The organism is Nonomuraea sp. NPDC002799, assembly GCF_053592075.1.
In genome coordinates, this window is the sequence record NZ_JBSFVA010000003.1 from 12037 (window position 1) to 27700 (window position 15664).

19 protein-coding genes and 1 tRNA gene are annotated in these 15664 nt (G+C 62.8%); 15 read left to right on the plus strand and 5 right to left on the minus strand.

Going from position 1 to position 15664, the window contains the following annotated elements; genetic code table 11:
- The first annotated feature begins 110 nt into the window (after positions 1 to 110).
- Both ACWD0F_RS06780 and ACWD0F_RS06785 read left to right on the plus strand, forming a co-directional pair.
- Positions 111 to 1172: an integrase core domain-containing protein gene (locus tag ACWD0F_RS06780; RefSeq protein WP_449872954.1), complete on the plus strand. Its 1062-nt coding sequence runs from the start codon at positions 111 to 113 to the stop codon at positions 1170 to 1172.
- A gap of 410 nt (positions 1173 to 1582) precedes the next feature.
- Positions 1583 to 2467 carry a hypothetical protein gene (locus ACWD0F_RS06785; RefSeq protein WP_449872955.1) on the plus strand — a complete coding sequence of 295 codons (885 nt, stop codon included), beginning with the start codon at positions 1583 to 1585 and terminating at the stop codon, positions 2465 to 2467.
- A gap of 171 nt (positions 2468 to 2638) precedes the next feature.
- Here ACWD0F_RS06785 and ACWD0F_RS06790 read toward each other — a convergent pair whose 3' ends face one another.
- From ACWD0F_RS06790 to ACWD0F_RS06805, 4 genes are all read right to left on the minus strand, one after another.
- On the minus strand, positions 2639 to 3472 hold the full coding sequence (locus tag ACWD0F_RS06790; RefSeq protein WP_449872956.1) for a DUF6602 domain-containing protein: 834 nt from the start codon (positions 3470 to 3472) through the stop codon (positions 2639 to 2641).
- A 539-nt stretch (positions 3473 to 4011) separates the two neighbouring features.
- Positions 4012 to 4476 carry a deaminase gene (locus ACWD0F_RS06795; protein ID WP_449872957.1) on the minus strand — a complete coding sequence of 155 codons (465 nt, stop codon included), beginning with the start codon at positions 4474 to 4476 and terminating at the stop codon, positions 4012 to 4014.
- Positions 4473 to 5165: a RibD family protein gene (locus tag ACWD0F_RS06800; protein WP_449872958.1), complete on the minus strand. Its 693-nt coding sequence runs from the start codon at positions 5163 to 5165 to the stop codon at positions 4473 to 4475. Before ACWD0F_RS06800 ends, ACWD0F_RS06795 begins: the two co-directional genes overlap by 4 nt.
- A gap of 29 nt (positions 5166 to 5194) precedes the next feature.
- Positions 5195 to 6604 carry a helix-turn-helix domain-containing protein gene (locus tag ACWD0F_RS06805; RefSeq protein WP_449872959.1) on the minus strand — a complete coding sequence of 470 codons (1410 nt, stop codon included), beginning with the start codon at positions 6602 to 6604 and terminating at the stop codon, positions 5195 to 5197.
- Positions 6605 to 6742: 138 nt separating this feature from the next.
- Between ACWD0F_RS06805 and ACWD0F_RS06810 the strand changes: the two genes are divergently transcribed.
- The 12 genes from ACWD0F_RS06810 (at position 6743) to ACWD0F_RS06865 (ending at position 14999) form a co-directional block, all read left to right on the plus strand.
- Entirely contained in the window at positions 6743 to 7066 is a 324-nt protein-coding gene (locus ACWD0F_RS06810) for a hypothetical protein (RefSeq protein ID WP_449872960.1), read from the plus strand.
- Between the two features lie 191 nt (positions 7067 to 7257).
- Positions 7258 to 7413: a hypothetical protein gene (locus tag ACWD0F_RS06815; RefSeq protein ID WP_449872961.1), complete on the plus strand. Its 156-nt coding sequence runs from the start codon at positions 7258 to 7260 to the stop codon at positions 7411 to 7413.
- Positions 7414 to 7669: 256 nt separating this feature from the next.
- Positions 7670 to 8503 carry a hypothetical protein gene (locus ACWD0F_RS06820; protein WP_449872962.1) on the plus strand — a complete coding sequence of 278 codons (834 nt, stop codon included), beginning with the start codon at positions 7670 to 7672 and terminating at the stop codon, positions 8501 to 8503.
- Positions 8504 to 8631: 128 nt separating this feature from the next.
- Positions 8632 to 8994 (plus strand): hypothetical protein, encoded by a 363-nt coding sequence (locus ACWD0F_RS06825; RefSeq protein ID WP_449872963.1) that lies wholly within the window; start codon positions 8632 to 8634, stop codon positions 8992 to 8994.
- A gap of 116 nt (positions 8995 to 9110) precedes the next feature.
- Positions 9111 to 9971 (plus strand): FtsK/SpoIIIE domain-containing protein, encoded by an 861-nt coding sequence (locus ACWD0F_RS06830; protein WP_449872964.1) that lies wholly within the window; start codon positions 9111 to 9113, stop codon positions 9969 to 9971.
- Between the two features lie 24 nt (positions 9972 to 9995).
- Positions 9996 to 10349, plus strand: a complete 354-nt coding sequence (locus ACWD0F_RS06835) for a hypothetical protein (protein ID WP_449872965.1) — start codon at positions 9996 to 9998, stop codon at positions 10347 to 10349.
- A 119-nt stretch (positions 10350 to 10468) separates the two neighbouring features.
- On the plus strand, positions 10469 to 10771 hold the full coding sequence (locus tag ACWD0F_RS06840; protein WP_449872966.1) for a hypothetical protein: 303 nt from the start codon (positions 10469 to 10471) through the stop codon (positions 10769 to 10771).
- Positions 10768 to 11238 (plus strand): hypothetical protein, encoded by a 471-nt coding sequence (locus tag ACWD0F_RS06845; RefSeq protein ID WP_449872967.1) that lies wholly within the window; start codon positions 10768 to 10770, stop codon positions 11236 to 11238. The genes ACWD0F_RS06840 and ACWD0F_RS06845 overlap by 4 nt, the downstream gene beginning before the upstream one ends.
- A gap of 13 nt (positions 11239 to 11251) precedes the next feature.
- On the plus strand, positions 11252 to 11935 hold the full coding sequence (locus tag ACWD0F_RS06850) for a hypothetical protein (protein ID WP_449872968.1): 684 nt from the start codon (positions 11252 to 11254) through the stop codon (positions 11933 to 11935).
- Positions 11932 to 13536 carry a replication initiator gene (locus ACWD0F_RS06855; protein ID WP_449872969.1) on the plus strand — a complete coding sequence of 535 codons (1605 nt, stop codon included), beginning with the start codon at positions 11932 to 11934 and terminating at the stop codon, positions 13534 to 13536. Before ACWD0F_RS06850 ends, ACWD0F_RS06855 begins: the two co-directional genes overlap by 4 nt.
- A gap of 33 nt (positions 13537 to 13569) precedes the next feature.
- A complete protein-coding gene (locus ACWD0F_RS06860; RefSeq protein ID WP_449872970.1) occupies positions 13570 to 13785 on the plus strand; it encodes a helix-turn-helix domain-containing protein in 216 nt (71 codons plus the stop codon).
- Entirely contained in the window at positions 13785 to 14999 is a 1215-nt protein-coding gene (locus tag ACWD0F_RS06865; RefSeq protein WP_449872971.1) for a tyrosine-type recombinase/integrase, read from the plus strand. The genes ACWD0F_RS06860 and ACWD0F_RS06865 overlap by 1 nt, the downstream gene beginning before the upstream one ends.
- A 5-nt stretch (positions 15000 to 15004) precedes the next feature.
- Here the strand turns inward: ACWD0F_RS06865 and ACWD0F_RS06870 are convergent.
- Positions 15005 to 15081 (minus strand) — tRNA-Pro (locus ACWD0F_RS06870).
- A gap of 95 nt (positions 15082 to 15176) precedes the next feature.
- On the opposite strand from ACWD0F_RS06870, the gene ACWD0F_RS06875 reads away from it, so the two are divergent.
- On the plus strand, positions 15177 to 15602 hold the full coding sequence (locus ACWD0F_RS06875) for a hypothetical protein (RefSeq protein WP_449872972.1): 426 nt from the start codon (positions 15177 to 15179) through the stop codon (positions 15600 to 15602).
- Positions 15603 to 15664 lie beyond the last annotated feature (62 nt).

The following is a 15664-nucleotide window of genomic DNA, read 5'->3' on the forward strand; positions in this document are numbered from 1 at the left end:
ACAACCAGCAGCGAGCACATCAAGCCCTGCACCAAGCAGCGCCGCTGCGTCCCTGTGCGGTGCCAAAACTCGTCCATGGTATCTGACCGGGCCTTCTATCCTCAGCACTCGTGTTCCTACGCCTGCTGTATCTGCTGATGGTCCGGTTGTTCGGCTGGTTGACGCTTCTCTCGCGGGGCGACACCTCCAAGGACGTAGAGATCTTGGTGCTGCGTCATGAGGTCGCAGTCCTGCGCCGTCAAGTCTCCCGGCCGCAACCGGACTGGGCCGACCGGGCGCTGCTGGCCGCACTGGCGCGACTGCTCCCCATGCGGCTTCGCCGCCATCGGATCGTGACGCCGGGCACCTTGCTGGCCTGGCACCGCCGCCTGGTCAGCCAACGCTGGACCTACCCAAACACAGCCGGACGTCCACCGATACCGGACGAACTGCGTGATCTGGTGATACGGCTGGCCAGAGAGAATCTCCGATGGGGGCACCGGCGGATCCAGGGCGAACTGCTCGGCCTCGGCCATCGAATCGGGGAGGGCACCATCCGCCGGATCCTCGCCGCGGCCAGCCTCGGTCCAGCGCCACGCCAGACCTCACCGACCTGGCGACAGTTCCTTACTTCGCAAGCCTCCGGCATCTTGGCCTGCGACTTCCTACACGTCGACACCGTGTTCCTCAAACGACTGTACGTCTTCTTCGTCATGGAGATCGAGACACGCCGTGTACACCTGCTGGGCGTCACCTCCAACCCGACGGGCGCATGGACGACCCAGCAAGCCCGGAACCTGCTGATGGACCTGGGTGAACGCGCCGGCGCCTTCAGGTCTCTCATCCGGGACCGTGACGGCAAGTTCCCCCGCATGTTCGATGAGACGTTCGCCGCCGCTAGCGTGCGGGTCATCAAGACGCCCGTCCAGTCCCCACGAGCGAACGCGTTCGCCGAACGATTCGTGGGAACACTACGCCGAGAGTGCCTCGATCACCTGCTCATCCATGGCGAGCGGCACCTGCGCAAGGTCCTGACCGAGTACGAACACCATTTCAACCATCATCGCCCGCATCAGGGCCGCACCCTCCGCCCTCCGCTGCACGACCCCAGCGAAGTGATCGACGTAGCCACCCGGATCCACCGCCGGAGGACCGTCACTGGGCTGATCAGCGAGTACCGCAGAGCAGCCTGACCGTCCGGCAAACGGCCAGCTCAGCAGCAGTATCCGCGTTTTGGCACCGCACAGGGCCGTCTAGATCATCACCACTGTTGTTCACTCAACGTAAAAGGCCAGAAGACCTGGAGTAATCTCCAAGATCGTCTGGCCTTTTTCAACCGTCGGGACGACAGGATTTGAACCTGCGACCCCTTGACCCCCAGTCACAGATCACGAGCGCCTGAGCTGGTCTTTGCCCTGATAGACGGGTATTTTGTGTGCAGGGCTGTGCACAGATGAGCGGGGTTGAGCGCTCCGGATGTCACTCAGTTGGTCACTCAGTCTCTGACGACGATCGAGAACAATCAGAAACCTGCGTATGACACATCGCCTTATGCAACTATGCCTTGGTGACTCTAGTGTTCAGCTTGCACAGTAGATACACCATGTGGCTTGTAGCCGACCGGCGGCTGTCATACGGCGCGAATATACCGCCCACTGATGATGCTGTGAAGATCCTAAACCTTGAGACCACCGACGGCGTTGGCCTGCTCGCTTACGCCGGGCTAGGCGCCACGTCCCAAGGTATGCAACCGTCGGAATGGATGAAAGGTGTTTTACGCGGGCGCGGGCAGTTGACCTTCGAGCAAGCTCTTGGCGTTCTCTCAACTGCGGCAAATAGGGAGCTGCCTAGGCATTTGATGAGTTTCCCTAAAGATGCCAGTAGATCGCACACCATCATTGCCCCTGCCTTTATTCGAGGTGTGGGATCTAGGCTCTATAGCATTGACACTGTAGTCGACAATGGAAACACCTATCACCGATATACGAGCCATCAGCACACGGACAGACCGGGATCACCAAGTCTCCGTCTTGCTGCCAGTGGTTCGGGTGCTGAATACCTTGGCAAGATCGACAGGCAGGACGCGCGATGGAGGCGCGATCTGCTGAGGCTTCTTAACGCGCACGACCACGGCAAGGTATCGGACTACCTGGTTGCCGATCGACTGGCGAAGATTAACCATGAGACCCATAAGGCGGTCTCTGACACGGTTGGCCCACGGTGCATCGTCGTATGGCGTCGCCGACCAGACATGCGGAGACCCACATCAGGTGGTGGTCACCAGTTCTATACCGGAATCGACCGTGATCAAAATTCAGATGCCATTCCAACGATTGCCAATGGAATGGATATCCAGTCCATAGCTGGAATTTTCATGGAGCAGTTTTCCGAACATAACATGAAGCTATTCGATTCAGATATCGACACAGCCGAGATAAATCGATTGCTGGGCAAGCTCCCATCTGAGCCGGACGAAAAGCTTCGTTGATCGTCGATGTGACTGAGAGGCGCTACTTCTCCGATGAGCGGGTGGAGGAAACCTGCCACAGAGGTGGGTGGTGATCTTGGCGGTGGAACCTGCCATCTCACTGGTCGTCGAGCTTGATCACGACTGCGGTGGTTGCTATTAGGGAAGCGGGGGATGCAGGAGATCCCTCGTCTAGGGCATCGGCAGGCGACGGTAGGCAGCCAGTGGGTGCCACTTCCTAATGATCCGGGGCGGAAATACGCACAGGCAATGCATGAAGTCTGCAAGCACTCGATCGGGAGATTTCATTGGAACGAACCCCTTTTGATCCGGACCGAGAACGATGCGTCCACTTCCATCTCTCTGATTAAGGATAGTGAATTTATCTAATACAAAGATTCCGTCCGGCTGATATTCGGGATGCACTACATGCATCACCTCTTCGAACTTCGAACAGGCGGTCACTAGACTGAGATCCGATTCGAAACAGAAGACAAAATATGGAACGTGATCGAGATATCGACCCGAATCTTCGGCGAACTCTTCTCGGTAGTCGTCATCGGCAGCTCGAACTTTATGACAAGCCTTTACACTGAAGCAGTTGCTTCTAATGCTGACAATCTCAGCCGTCGTCAAGCGTGCCTTGACTTGAATAACAACGTCAACTCCCTCGACGATCAGCATCTCCGCACTTCCCTGGGATGACTTGAAAGGCTGATCGGAATTACAGATGGCGAGATCAACCTCTAGAGACTGCTTTCCAGCTGCATCGATGACGGTAGACCTTGTAGCAATCCGTCCGGAGGGCATGACTGCTTCGAGAAATGAACCTAGGATATTCTCATTCGCGACACCTCTGACAGCCGTATCTCGGTGGGAGATGCGAGCTTCCTCGAACCGATTTCGTAGGCTCTTGGACTGAATAGCCCAGAACTCGTTTATTATGTCTGGACGAGGAGAAAAAGGCCAACCTGCATCGACTGACCACATTTCAGAAATTTCAGTGCCTTCAGCGTGATCGTCCAACCGAAATCCCCTATGTGCCCAGTCCTTGCCTGCCCGTCTGCCGTCGTCCCACCTTCAGGGTAGCGGGCCAGCTGCGGGGCTGCCCGTGTCACGCGCCCGGCGCCAGGACCGAGATTGAGCGGAGGCGGCCCCGCGGCTGGTCTGCTAGGGGCTTGCCCTGGGGCGACGACATACGGGCAGGCCCCTTTCCAGCGCAGCCCTCTACGAGGCGGTAGCTGCGTAGGCTGCCCGGAGCCTGAGCGCCCCCGCCGGAGGCATGCCGTAAGGCCCGGCGTGGTGACCGCGCACGCGTGCGCTGACCGGCTCGGCTTCGTGATCCGAAAGTTGCGCTCCCCCACTGTGCTGAGGTCTGTACAGTCGTGGCGGTCCGTCGACTCGTCCGCGCCAGCCGTCCGGCGTGCTTTTAGCCGGCCGCCTGGAGCCCTAGCGGAGGGCGGCGGCGTTCGCCCTGACGGCGGCGCGTGCGGCCTGCTTGCGGGCCGCCTTGATGATGTACAGAAAGTTCTCACAGGGCGCACAGGTGCCGTTCGGTGGAAGCTCTATGCCTTGCCGGTGGGCATGCCTACCGTGCTGGCCGAGGCGGCTAGGTCGGGTACTTCGAGCACTTCGATGCCGTGACTTGCCAGGATTTCGACTCCCTGGCAGTCAGCCACAAACAGGCTCGGCTCACGCCAGGCGATGACCACTCGGGTGATTCCTGTCTCAAGGATGAGCTGGGTACATGTGCGGGGCCGTGATCGGCGTTCGGAGCACGGCTCCAAGGTGCTGTAGATCGTTGAGCCCGCGAGGCGTGATCTTTCCATCACCTGAAGTTTCGCGAGAGCAGACTCCTCGGCGTGAACGTGAGGGTCTGTCTCCCGAGAGTATCCGCGAGAGATTTCATTGCCTTCCTCGTCCACGATTACGGCACCTACTGAATAGGCAGTTGAAGACGGCGGGCACTTGCGAGCAAGCTCAATGGCGCTCATAAGCCAGTGGCGATCGCTTGGAGTTGTCTCGCTCATGATATGGAGTCCCCGGAACTTTCTTTAGGGAGGTAGCGAATCAGAACGACGTCGCCGATGGTGCGGACGTCGGCAACCTTCATCCTATGGGCGGAGCCTCCGGGGAACTGGCCGTGACCGATGAACCTCGGTGCTGCCGAGTCCCCGACAAAAATGGGGGCGACGGCTAGCTGTATCTCGTCGGCTAGGCCCTGGGCGAGGAACTGGGTATGGATCGTCTCACCGCCCTCGACCATGAGATGCCGAACGCCCCGTGAGCCCAGGTCGTCGAGCATCCTGCTTAGGTCAACAGCTGGGCCTGTATTCACTACATCCGTGAGGCCGGCCAGCGTGTCACGAACCTTCGATGCTGCGGCGTCGGGGCAGTACACGATCTTCTCGCCGCCGTGGTGCCAGAACTTGAGATCCCGGCTGAGATCGCCGCTGGCTGTGATCGTCACCTTGAGAGGGTAGGCCGGCAGTCCCCGGGCAACCCGCTGGGCTCGGCGCTCGCCTGAGTTGACCAGCAGGCGGGGATTGTCGTGGCGCATGGTGGTTGCGCCGATGAGGATTGCGTCACTGTTGGCTCGAACTTCGTCCACCCGATCGAAGTCGGTGGCATTGGAAAGCAAGAGCCGTTCAGGCGTTGCGTCGTCGATGTAGCCGTCAACGGACATGGCACAGCTCAAGAGCACGTATGGGCGCAGCATGTCGTGATTCTTTCAAGGATTGAGGGGGTCTAAGCCTGGTGAGCAATGAGACTGTTGAACGTCTGGCGGAACTCGGCCACCGCGGGCACCTTCTGCCAGCGCTCAAGCTGAGTGTCCAGACGTGTCAGTTCCGTCATGATTCGAGCTGATCCAGTTGCCTCTGCGATGCTCAAAGCTTCTGTCCCGATCTCGGCGGCGTGCTCTGGCTCGTTCGCTCCAGCGAATGCAGTGGACTCACGTGCCAAGTACACGCCTCGATCACGGTGATATCCGGCTGGTAGAGCAGCGATTGCCATACGGAACCCTTCCGCTGCTGTTTCATGTGCTCCGAGAGCGGCGAGGCTTCGGGCTCGGTGCACCTCCACATAGGACCGATCCATCCATGCCCCCCACGTGGATGTTGGATCGTCATCGAGTTGACTAAGCAGCTCGTGTGCTTCATCGAAGGTGCGCTGGGAGGCTGAGGCATCGCCAGAGAGAGCATGGCCGTATGCCTCGAACGTTGCGGCGATAGCGCCGAGACGGCTGTTGGGACGTGCTTGGGTACGGGCCGCCCCGGCTAGGTCAACAGCATGCGTTGCGTCCTGCATGTCACCTGCAAGCTGGCTCTTCCTCGCGAGGATGTAAGTCGTTGTCTCCGGGTGACCGGTGACGTAGGACCATTCAAGCGCGCGGTCCGTCCAGTACTGCGCCGAACGGAAATCGCCAGCGTCGTGATACAGCCACCCGCAGAACTCGGCGTACTGCGTCTGAACATGCTGAAGGTCACGGGCGTCCGCGCCACGAAGACCTTGACGAAGCTGCTGCATCGCGCTGATCTGGCTCTCGACGGTGGGGATCACTCGGAGAGGCCCCAAGAGGTTGTCGTTGTCGATCAGTGCCGTTCGAAGCTGCCGGAAGTGCTCGGCTGGATGCATGTCGGGAAGCGCCAACGTCCTCGCATGTGCGGAGGCCGACGGGCCAGCGGTAACCGCTGCGATTGCGCCCAGGCCCATGCCGCTGAGGAACGCGCGGCGAGGCAGAGTCACGAAGATGATCCTTCCATCTTGAGTGCGGCAGGGAACGAGCATCCCCGCTTCTGCTGACTCTCCATGGAAGTCGGGCATCGCGGCTACAACCTGGCGAGTATTGGCCACATGGCCACTGAGGTTGGCCACATCGTTAGGTCGACGAATCAGATTCGGTTTGTCATCGATCAAATCCCAGAGACGGATAAGGGCACCGCTGGCGTTGAGTTGTCGATCTACTGCTTCAGCTAGTTCGCGCGGAGGCTTTCTTTCACCTCGTTCGAGTCGAGCCAAGTAGCTGGCGTTATAACGAACGAGTTGTCCCATTCGAGCCAGAGAGAGGCCTCTGCGATCACGCCAAGCGCGCAGTTCAGCTCCCCATAGGTGCAAGGGAGAATGATCAGGGGTGAGCTCTTTTCGTGGCTGCCCCATGCTGCCTCCGCGAGGTCAATGTGGTCTGCTGCCCTGGCCACTTTCAGAGTATCGCTGATTTCGATCCTGTCTCCCAGCCTTGAGTCAAAGGGAATTGCACCAAAAGGCGGTGCGGCCCAAGACGAAGGGAAGAGCTTCATGAAGCTCCACGTGGACACGAGCAACAAGCAGGTGACGGTGTCGAAGGAGTCGGTGGAGAAGACCGACCAGAACGGTCGTCAGAAGACCGAGCGCGATACGGGCCGGCCGATGTGGTCGACGCAGGTGTTCGTCCTGGACGAGGACGGGGGCGAGGTTCTCGCTGTCACTACGGCCGGTGTACGGCCGGAGGTGAAGGTGGGACAGGTCGTCTCTCTGTCCAAGCTGGAGGCCCTGCCGTGGTCGACCAACGGGCGTAGCGGCGTTGCGTTTCGCGCGACGGAGATCAAGGTGACTGCGGTTTCGGCGGTCAAGTCCGCCTGATCCGGCTTCAGGCACACGTACTCATCTGGTGTCCCACTCGTGATGCCGCATGGAGACATCTCCGATGCATCACTTCCAGGCCAACGGCCAGTTCATTCCACAGTCATTCAACAAGCGCGGGGCCGCCGATCTGGTCCTGGATCCGGTTCCCGCAGACCCGACAACAAGGTCGGAGTACAGGAGGAGTCCTGATGAAGAGGATCGAGACCACGGACTTCACGTGTGGTAGCTGCCACAAGAGCGGAAAGATCGCCACGAGCACTCTCAAGGCTGAGGCTCCGGTCAAGGTCAAGCACTCGGCTACGGCTGGTGGCTGCGGTATGTCGACCTGGGTCGGCAAGAAGTAGGGCGTCTTTCGCCCGTCACTGCTGTAGGCGTGCGGGGCCGCAAATCTGCCCAGATCCGGCCCCGCCGCAATTTTCACCGCACCGACATTCCCCCTGCTTGGAAGGAAGTCGATCCATGGCTAAGAATAGCCGCCGTGCTCTGCCCCGGCGAGCCCCTGGCCGCCATGGCACTGTCACGATCATCGAGGATCACGTGTCACGGTCCTACCTGCGCAACGCCAAGATCGCCTTCTGGGTGATCACCTTCATCGTCGGCGTGCTGGCCGCGACCGTGCTGGCCGAGTACTGGCATCCGATCATCGCGCTCATCCTGGGTGGCGCCATCGGCGCAGCGGTAGCCCTGCCGGTCGCCGCCGTGATCGCGTTATGGCCCGTGCTGCGGGTCCTGCTGTGGTGGCTGCCGGAAATCCTCACTACCGCCGGCCTCGTTTACGGCTTCATGATCATGGCCCAGCACACCACCATGCACGTGCGCCTGGTGGTCATCATCACGCTGGCGCTGCCGTTCGCCTTCCCCCAGGTCCGCCGGCCGGTCATCAAACTCGGCTGGTGTGTCATCTCCCGGCACCGGATCCGAACCTGCTTTGCCGAATTCATCATCGGCAACAACCGCGCCTCGCTGCCGTTCGTGCTGTGGGCGCGTCCCACGTTGGTCGGGGAATCGGTGTGGCTGTGGCTGCGGCCTGGCCTGGCCATGTCGGACCTGGAAAACCGGCTGGAGCAGATCGCCGCCGCGTGCTGGGCTGACAAGGTCACCGCTGAGCGCGCCTCAGCGTCGAACTCCGCTCTGGTGCGCGTCGACATCAGCCGCCGCGACGCCCTGACCGGGCGCGTGGTCTCGCCCTTGACCGGCGAGTTCAGCACTGACGCCGCCGGCCTGGCGGCCACGCTCGTCCCCGACAGCGGGAACGGCGGGCTGGACCTCAACGACGTCACCGAAGCGTCTGTGCTGGAGGCGGCCAAGAACACGGCCAGAACCACGGCCAAGAACGGCCGGAGCGACAACGGCAAAGCGTCCGGCTCGATCCGCGACGCCGTCACGGCTGCGGCCACCAGCGCTGTGGACGACATCAGCGACTACATCGACTGAGCAGCGCTGCTGCCAGCGCATTTCCCGGTTCTCGGGACGGTCGAGCACTTCCCCGCTCGGCCGTCCCCAGGCAGCGCATGCCCACATACACCCTGTCACCCCCTCGCGTAGGGAAAGGATCAGCGGACATGTCCACCATCACCTCCCTCAAAATCACGATCGCGCGTGCTCAGCTCATTGACGGGCTGCGCGCCCTGGCCGACTTCCTCGACGGCGAGCCCGGCGTGCCCGTCAACTTCGGGGCCACCGTCAGCTACAGCGTCACTCCCACCGACGTGGCCGATGACGGCAACATCGATCAGGCCGAACGCGTCGAAGTGGACCGCGTGGCCGCCCTCCTCGGCGTCACCCCTGAATACAGCGGAGGCGGTAGCTACTACAGCGCCGTACGCGCCTTCGGCCCGGTGGAATACCGCGCCACCGCCATCACCCAGGAGCACATGGCCAAGGTCCACGCCGAGAACACCTATCACGGCGTGGTCACCCCCTAGCCCCAAGCCCGTGGCCCCTTAGCCCGTGGCTCTGCGTATCGATGGTCCGTGCGGGCCTGGCCTTCTGGCATCCCGCACGGCCCTTCTCACTCTCTCCCGGAAAGAGACACACGAGCATGACCACCATTACCCGTGCGCCCGCCGCCGGTGGGGTGCCGATCGGGCCGATCATGTCGATGTATGACCCGATCTTCGTCGGGATCGACGAGATGCGCCGACCGGTCTACCTGCCGCTGATCTACCGCAACCTTCTGGCCGCAGGAGAGCCGGGCGGCGGAAAGTCCGGCCTGGTGCAGTGCATCGGCTGCCACGCCGTGCTGTGCGACCGTACCCGGCTCGTCCTGCTGGACGGCAAACAAGTCGAGCTCGGCATGCTCGCCCCCGCCGCCGACAAGTTCGTCGGCCCCGACATCGATGAGGCCATCATCACCTTGCGCCGTCTGCAGCAGGTGATGAACAACCGCTACTCCTGGCTGATGGCCCGCCGCCGCCGCAAAATCGATCAGTACGACGACGTCAACGTCATCGTCGTCATCATCGATGAGATCGCCTACTTCTCGGCCACCGTGGGCGATGAGCGCCAGCAACGCGAATTCATCGCCCTGCTGCGTGACCTGGTCGCCCGTGGCCGAGCCGCCGGCGTCATCGTGGTCGCCGCCACCCAGCGGCCCAGCGTCGACATCATCCCCAAGTCGATGCGTGACCTGTTCGGCTACCGCGCCGCCTTCCGCTGCACCTCCACCGGCTCCAGCGACATCATCCTCGGCGACGGCTGGTCCGGCTCCGGCTACAGCGCCACCGAGATTCCGCCGACCAGTCAGGGCGTGTGCTACCTGATCGCCGAAGGCGGCACCCCCCACAAGATCAAGGTCGCCTATCTGACCGACAGCGACATCGCCCACATCGCGGACTACGCCGTCGCCATCCGCCGTGACGGCCGCCGGCCCCGCGCATCCCGGCAGCGACTCGCCGCCTGACACCTCGCCCCGAAGGGAGCACCCATGATCATCAAGGCGTACCGGGCGGATGGCAGCCCCGATGTGCGGAACTGGCGCGTGCAGTGCGACGGAGACGACTGCTTCAACACCGCGCCCATGCTCAGCTCGGCCGACTGGTTCATCACCACCAGGCCGAAGACGCCTATCTACTGCCCGTGGTGCATGCACGACCGGGCCTACGACCTGATCACCAGCGCGTTGCGCTGTCCTCGCTGCCAGGCCGCCGAACTGCGGTTCTGGGATGAGGACGACTACATCTACAGCCGCTACGGCCCGCACTACGCCGGGTGCTGCTACTGCGCCGCCGTACTGATCGTCACCGCCAGTCGCGACATCAGCGGCTGGCTCATGCCCTGACAACGCGCAAGGGCCGGAACCGCCTGGACAGCTTCTCCGGCCCCTGCACCCCCACATCTCCACCTGCGAAAAGCGAAGGACGTGGACTCATGCAGCCTACCTGCACCGTGCCGTCAGGCATGCCCGAAGCCGACCGCACCGGCAACCCCGCCTTGACATCTGATGGCCCACGACGCGTGGTCGAGAACGACCAGTACGCCGCCTTCCTACGACGCGCCATCCGCGCCTACGGCCGCCGCATCGCCACCGGCGACGTCGAAGCACTCGCCGACGCCGTCGACCTCATCGACGAACTCGACACCGCCATCGCGCACGCCGTCACCGGCCTCCGTGCACAGGGCTACTCCTGGGCAGACATCGCCCGCCCCTTAACCATCACCCGCCAGGCCGCGCAACAGCGCTGGGGCGGTGACACTCCATGACCGCCACCACTGGCGGGACTGTCTACCTGCTGCACTTCACCCAGCCATACAAACACGCCCGCCACTACATCGGCTGGACCGCCGGGAACCTCACCAGGCGACTGCGCCAGCACCGCAATCGCCGCGGCGCCCGCCTGCTTCAAGTCATCACCGCCGCAGGCATCGACTTCATGGTGGCTCGCACCTGGACCGGCGGGCGCAACCTGGAGCGCTCCCTCAAACGACGCGGCGGAGCATCACGATCCTGCCCTCTGTGCGGCATCACGCCCCGTGTCACCGGCTGGGACCTGCCCACCACCGACCTCATCTACACGGCAGAGCACAGCTCGCCGTATGAGATCACCTTCGTGGACGCCGTCTGCGCCTGCCACCGAGTCGTGAGCATCGCCGAAACTCTGCTCGCCAGCGCCTCGATCACCTGCGGCGACTGCTTCCAGCCGCTGACCCGCACCCCGGCTGACACCTGAAAGGAGCCACCTCATGCCCTCCTCCAGCAAACGAAGCGAACGCCTGGAGTCCATCGCCCAAGTCGGCATCCTGCTCCTCATCGGTGGCATGGCCGGAGCAGCGTCCTTCACCCACGTCCACGACTGGACCATGCACCACGTACCCGCCGGCACCGGCGACTGGTTCGGCTGGGCCAACGCCATCATCTCCGAACTCACCCCCACCGCCGCCGGCCTGGAAATCCGCCGCCGCAAGCGCGCCGGAGCCTCCGTCGTCTATCCCATGCTGGTCCTCATCGCCGCCGCCGCGCTGTCCATCGCCGCACAACTCGCGGTCGCCGAATCCAGCCCCAGCGGATGGCTCCTGAGCGCCGTCCCGGCCCTGGCCTTCCTCGCTCTCACCAAACTCGCCCTGTCCGGCACCCCGGCGAGCAAAACAACTCCCGATCACATCAGCGCTCCACCGGAACGCGCCAACGAGACGATCACGACAGTGACAGCGGAGATCCCGCGCACCGACACACCCGCGATCGAGCCTGTCATCGCCATCCCTGACGAACTCCTCCAGGGCGCACGCATGGCCGTCTTCGCTCACCGGCAAGGCAGCGACCAACCGGTCACCGCAGCCATCCTCGCTGACCATCTCGGCATCACCACTGACCTCGCCGCAGCCCTGCTCGGCCACCTCGACGGCACCCTCAACGGGAGCCGCCCATGACCTCCAGCTCGTCGGATTCTTCGACGCTGGCTCCCGTCCCCGGAAAGAGCGGGCAACAGCTCACTCTCCCGGGCACGGGGGCGAACATCGAAACCCGCCCTACCCGCTTTCCCGCCATTGCGGCCCTGTTCGCACAAGAGCACGCGCTGGCCCGCGCCGGTGACGGCTACTTCGACTGGCTCGATCATGTCTGGTCCGCCGCCGGATGCACCGCCCCGATTCGTCTGTATGGTGACCTGCACACCGTTGACACCCGCACCGGTGTGGTGACCGGCACCGTGCCGACCTCGGCCCTGCCCGACCGGGTCATCTACAAAGCCTGCGGCAACCGCCGCACCACCGTCTGCCCCTCCTGCGCCGAGACCTACCGCCGCGACGCCTATCACCTCGTCCGCTCCGGCCTGGCCGGCGGCAAAGGCGTCCCTGAGACTGTCACCACCCACCCGGCCGTGTTCGCCACCTTCACTGCCCCCACTTTCGGCATCGTCCACACCCGGCACGTCCGCATCCACACCTGCACCGACAAGAGTCGTTGCACGTGCCGTCCCGAACCCTGCCACGCCCGGCGCACCGCCGAATTCTGCTCCCACCACATCCCTCAAGTTTGTTTCGCCCGCCATGAATGTACTGACCAACGTATCGGCCAACCCCTCTGCCTGGACTGCTACGACCACGACCACCACGTCGTGTGGAACAACCACGCAGGAGAACTCTGGCGCCGCACTAAACAAGCCATGGAACGCCACCTCAACCGCATAGCCCGCCGCCGCGGACTACCTCGCGTCCGCATCGCCCATGGCAAAGCCGCCGAATACCAGCGACGCGGAGCCGTGCACTTCCACGCCCTCCTCCGCCTCGACGGCCTGGACCCCGATGACCCCACCGCCGTCATCGCCCCACCCGACGACATCACCGCTGACGACCTGGCTGACGCAGTCCGGCACGCCGCCACCGTTATCCGCTTCACCACCGACGGACACGAGGAACGGCCCACCGGTTGGCCCATTTCCTGGGGCGATCAGCTGGACGTCCGGTCCTTGACCCTTCGAGCAGACGCCCCCGTCACCGACACCATGGTCGCGGCCTATCTCGCCAAGTACGCCACCAAAGGCACAGAGATTACTGGACACGTTTCTCGCCGGCTGGACCGCATCTCGATCAAGCAGTATGCGAACCGACATGGAATCCATGCCGAACGGCTGATCGCCGCCTGCTGGGATCTCGGCCATCCCCGACACGCTGGATTCGACGGTCTGCGCCGCTGGGCGCACATGCTTGGCTTCGGTGGGCACTTCTTCACCAAAGCCCGTCGCTACTCCACCACCTTCGCCGCTCTACGCGCTGCACGCGTCCGCTACCGTCGTTCCCAGGACAATGGACGCGAATATGCTTCCGATGCGTTCGGCTGTCAAGCCAACGTTGACGACGAAACGACGCTCATCATCGGCGACCTCACCTATGCCGGAACCGGGTGGAAAACTACCGGAGACGCGCTCTTAGCCAACACGGCAGCGGCACAAGCCCGCGAATACAATCGAGCAGGACGCGAAGAACTTGCCTACGAACAGGCATGTAGTTCGTCCACACCGCTTGCAGCCTGATCAACTATCAGACCGTGAACGGAGTACCTTTTCATGCCGACCCGTAGGAAGCCTGTCGTTTACCCTGGTCAAGCGTTGTACGACGTCGAAGAGACCGGCGTCGTTCTCCGCCTGTCGCGCCGGTACCTCTATGAACAGATCCGATCTGGACGTCTTCGCAGCGTAAAAGCCGGACGCAATCGACGGGTGCCCGCCTCGGCTATCGCGGAGTACATCGCTCTTTTGGAGCAGGAAGCGAGGGCGGTCTGATGACTAAGCGACGTAGTCGGGGAGATGGAGGGCTGCATTGGGACGAAAAGCGTCAACGCTGGATCGCCTCGCTGACGGTCGGCTATACCCCCGCTGGAAAGCGCACTGTCAAAAAGGCGAGCGGCCAAACCAAGACCGAAGCTAAAACCAAGCTCAAAGAGATCATCCGCGACTACGAGGATGGGCTCGCGAGCGGCCCAGCCAATTACACAGTCGCGGACGCTATGAGGAACTGGCTCACTTATGGTCTGCATGGTCGTGACAAGAACACGCTCACCAACTACCGAACGTTATGCGACAAGCACATCATCTCGGACCTGGGCGCTCGCAAACTGCGGGAGCTGAGTGCCGAGGACATAGACCGGTGGCTGGTCGGTAAGGCCAAGGTCCTCAGTGCCCGTACGGTGCGACTGCTCCACTCGTGCCTGAATCGGGCGGTCAAGTTCGCCCAGGCCCGCGACAAGGTGAAGCGCAATGTCGTGGGCCTCTGCGAGATCCCCGAAGGCAAGCAAGGCCGGCCGTCCAAGTCTCTCACTCTCGACCAGGCGACTGCTCTGCTCGACGCTGCCGAGGGCACCCGTCTGTACGCCTACGTCGTGCTCTCGCTACTGATTGGTGCTCGTACGGAGGAGTTGCGGGCACTCACCTGGAGGGAGGTCGATCTCATCGGCGATTTGGATAAGGACATCCCGCCGTGGATCGCCGTGTGGCGCTCTGTACGCGAGGGAGGCGATACCAAGACCAAGCGCTCACGGAGATCACTGGCGCTGCCCAAGCGGTGTGTAGAGGCGCTCAGGGCGCACAAGGAGCAGCAGCGAAGGGAGAAGAGGGAGGCGGGGAAGAGGTGGAAGGATCACGGCCTGGTCTTTGCGTCCCTCGTGGGCACGCCGCTCGACGCTCACAACATACGAAGAGCGTTCCGGAAGATCGTGAACGACGCTGGCATGCCTGCCTACTACTGGACGCCCCGGGAGATGCGGCACAGCTTCGTCTCACTGCTGTCCAACTCGGGTGTTCCCCTGGAGGACATCGCACGCCTGGTCGGCCACAGCGGCACGGCGGTCACCGAAGCCGTCTACCGTAAGCAGATCCGCCCCGTACTCCTGCAAGGAGCTGCGGTGATGGATGACATCTTCGGCGCTAGTCACTCAGTTAGTCACTCACCAATGCAAAAGGGTGCCACCCATTCGAGTGACACCCTTATCGACCAGTGAAAATCTGGTCGGGACGACAGGATTTGAACCTGCGACCCCTTGACCCCCAGTCAAGTGCGCTACCAAGCTGCGCTACGTCCCGGCTGTGTCGGCCGCCCCTTGCGGGGCGGGACGTCATAACCTTAGCGCACATCAGAGGTGCGCGCGCACACGGAAAACAGGAGCGGAGGCCGCCTGGTGGGGCGTAAGCCGACCATTGATCGCAAGGAGCTGGCGAGGCTCGTCAGCGAGGGGATGAGCGTGCAGGAGCTGGCCGTTCACTTCGGGGTGAGCGAGTCCGGGGTGCTTCAGGCGAAGCGGGCCGCCGGGCTCGCCAAGCCGATGCTCGACCACAGCGCCGCCATCCCCTGGACGCTGGCCCGCGAGCACTCCCAGTCCGGGCCCGCCACCAATCTGCGGAATCTGTCGGCCGCGGCTCAGGGGAAGCCGCCGGCGGCCGAGCGGCTGAACACGGCTCTGCGGTGGGCGCAGCGGTTGGTCGACGCGGGGCTGGACGTGCGCTACGACGCCGCCGAAGGGTTCGGCGAGACCCCTGTGGCCCCATCCGGCTCACATGTCGCGTCCGTGCTGGCAGCCGCCAGGAAGGGTCTCGAGACTGGCTGAAACTAGTTTCGACCTGCCCATAGAGGGAAGTCGCTGGTCTCAACACAGAGACCGGAGGCGAA

Excerpts from the sequence above, each read along its gene's own strand:
- ACWD0F_RS06785 (WP_449872955.1), top strand. The coding sequence starts at position 1,583 with ATGTGGCTTGTAGCCGACCGGCGGCTGTCATACGGCGCGAATATACCG.
- ACWD0F_RS06795 (WP_449872957.1), bottom strand. The coding sequence starts at position 4,476 with ATGAGCGAGACAACTCCAAGCGATCGCCACTGGCTTATGAGCGCCATT.
- ACWD0F_RS06800 (WP_449872958.1), bottom strand. The coding sequence starts at position 5,165 with ATGCTGCGCCCATACGTGCTCTTGAGCTGTGCCATGTCCGTTGACGGC.
- ACWD0F_RS06805 (WP_449872959.1), bottom strand. The coding sequence starts at position 6,604 with ATGGGGCAGCCACGAAAAGAGCTCACCCCTGATCATTCTCCCTTGCAC.
- ACWD0F_RS06810 (WP_449872960.1), top strand. The coding sequence starts at position 6,743 with ATGAAGCTCCACGTGGACACGAGCAACAAGCAGGTGACGGTGTCGAAG.
- ACWD0F_RS06815 (WP_449872961.1), top strand. The coding sequence starts at position 7,258 with ATGAAGAGGATCGAGACCACGGACTTCACGTGTGGTAGCTGCCACAAG.
- ACWD0F_RS06825 (WP_449872963.1), top strand. The coding sequence starts at position 8,632 with ATGTCCACCATCACCTCCCTCAAAATCACGATCGCGCGTGCTCAGCTC.
- ACWD0F_RS06830 (WP_449872964.1), top strand. The coding sequence starts at position 9,111 with ATGACCACCATTACCCGTGCGCCCGCCGCCGGTGGGGTGCCGATCGGG.
- ACWD0F_RS06835 (WP_449872965.1), top strand. The coding sequence starts at position 9,996 with ATGATCATCAAGGCGTACCGGGCGGATGGCAGCCCCGATGTGCGGAAC.
- ACWD0F_RS06840 (WP_449872966.1), top strand. The coding sequence starts at position 10,469 with ATGCCCGAAGCCGACCGCACCGGCAACCCCGCCTTGACATCTGATGGC.
- ACWD0F_RS06845 (WP_449872967.1), top strand. The coding sequence starts at position 10,768 with ATGACCGCCACCACTGGCGGGACTGTCTACCTGCTGCACTTCACCCAG.
- ACWD0F_RS06850 (WP_449872968.1), top strand. The coding sequence starts at position 11,252 with ATGCCCTCCTCCAGCAAACGAAGCGAACGCCTGGAGTCCATCGCCCAA.
- ACWD0F_RS06855 (WP_449872969.1), top strand. The coding sequence starts at position 11,932 with ATGACCTCCAGCTCGTCGGATTCTTCGACGCTGGCTCCCGTCCCCGGA.
- ACWD0F_RS06860 (WP_449872970.1), top strand. The coding sequence starts at position 13,570 with ATGCCGACCCGTAGGAAGCCTGTCGTTTACCCTGGTCAAGCGTTGTAC.
- ACWD0F_RS06865 (WP_449872971.1), top strand. The coding sequence starts at position 13,785 with ATGACTAAGCGACGTAGTCGGGGAGATGGAGGGCTGCATTGGGACGAA.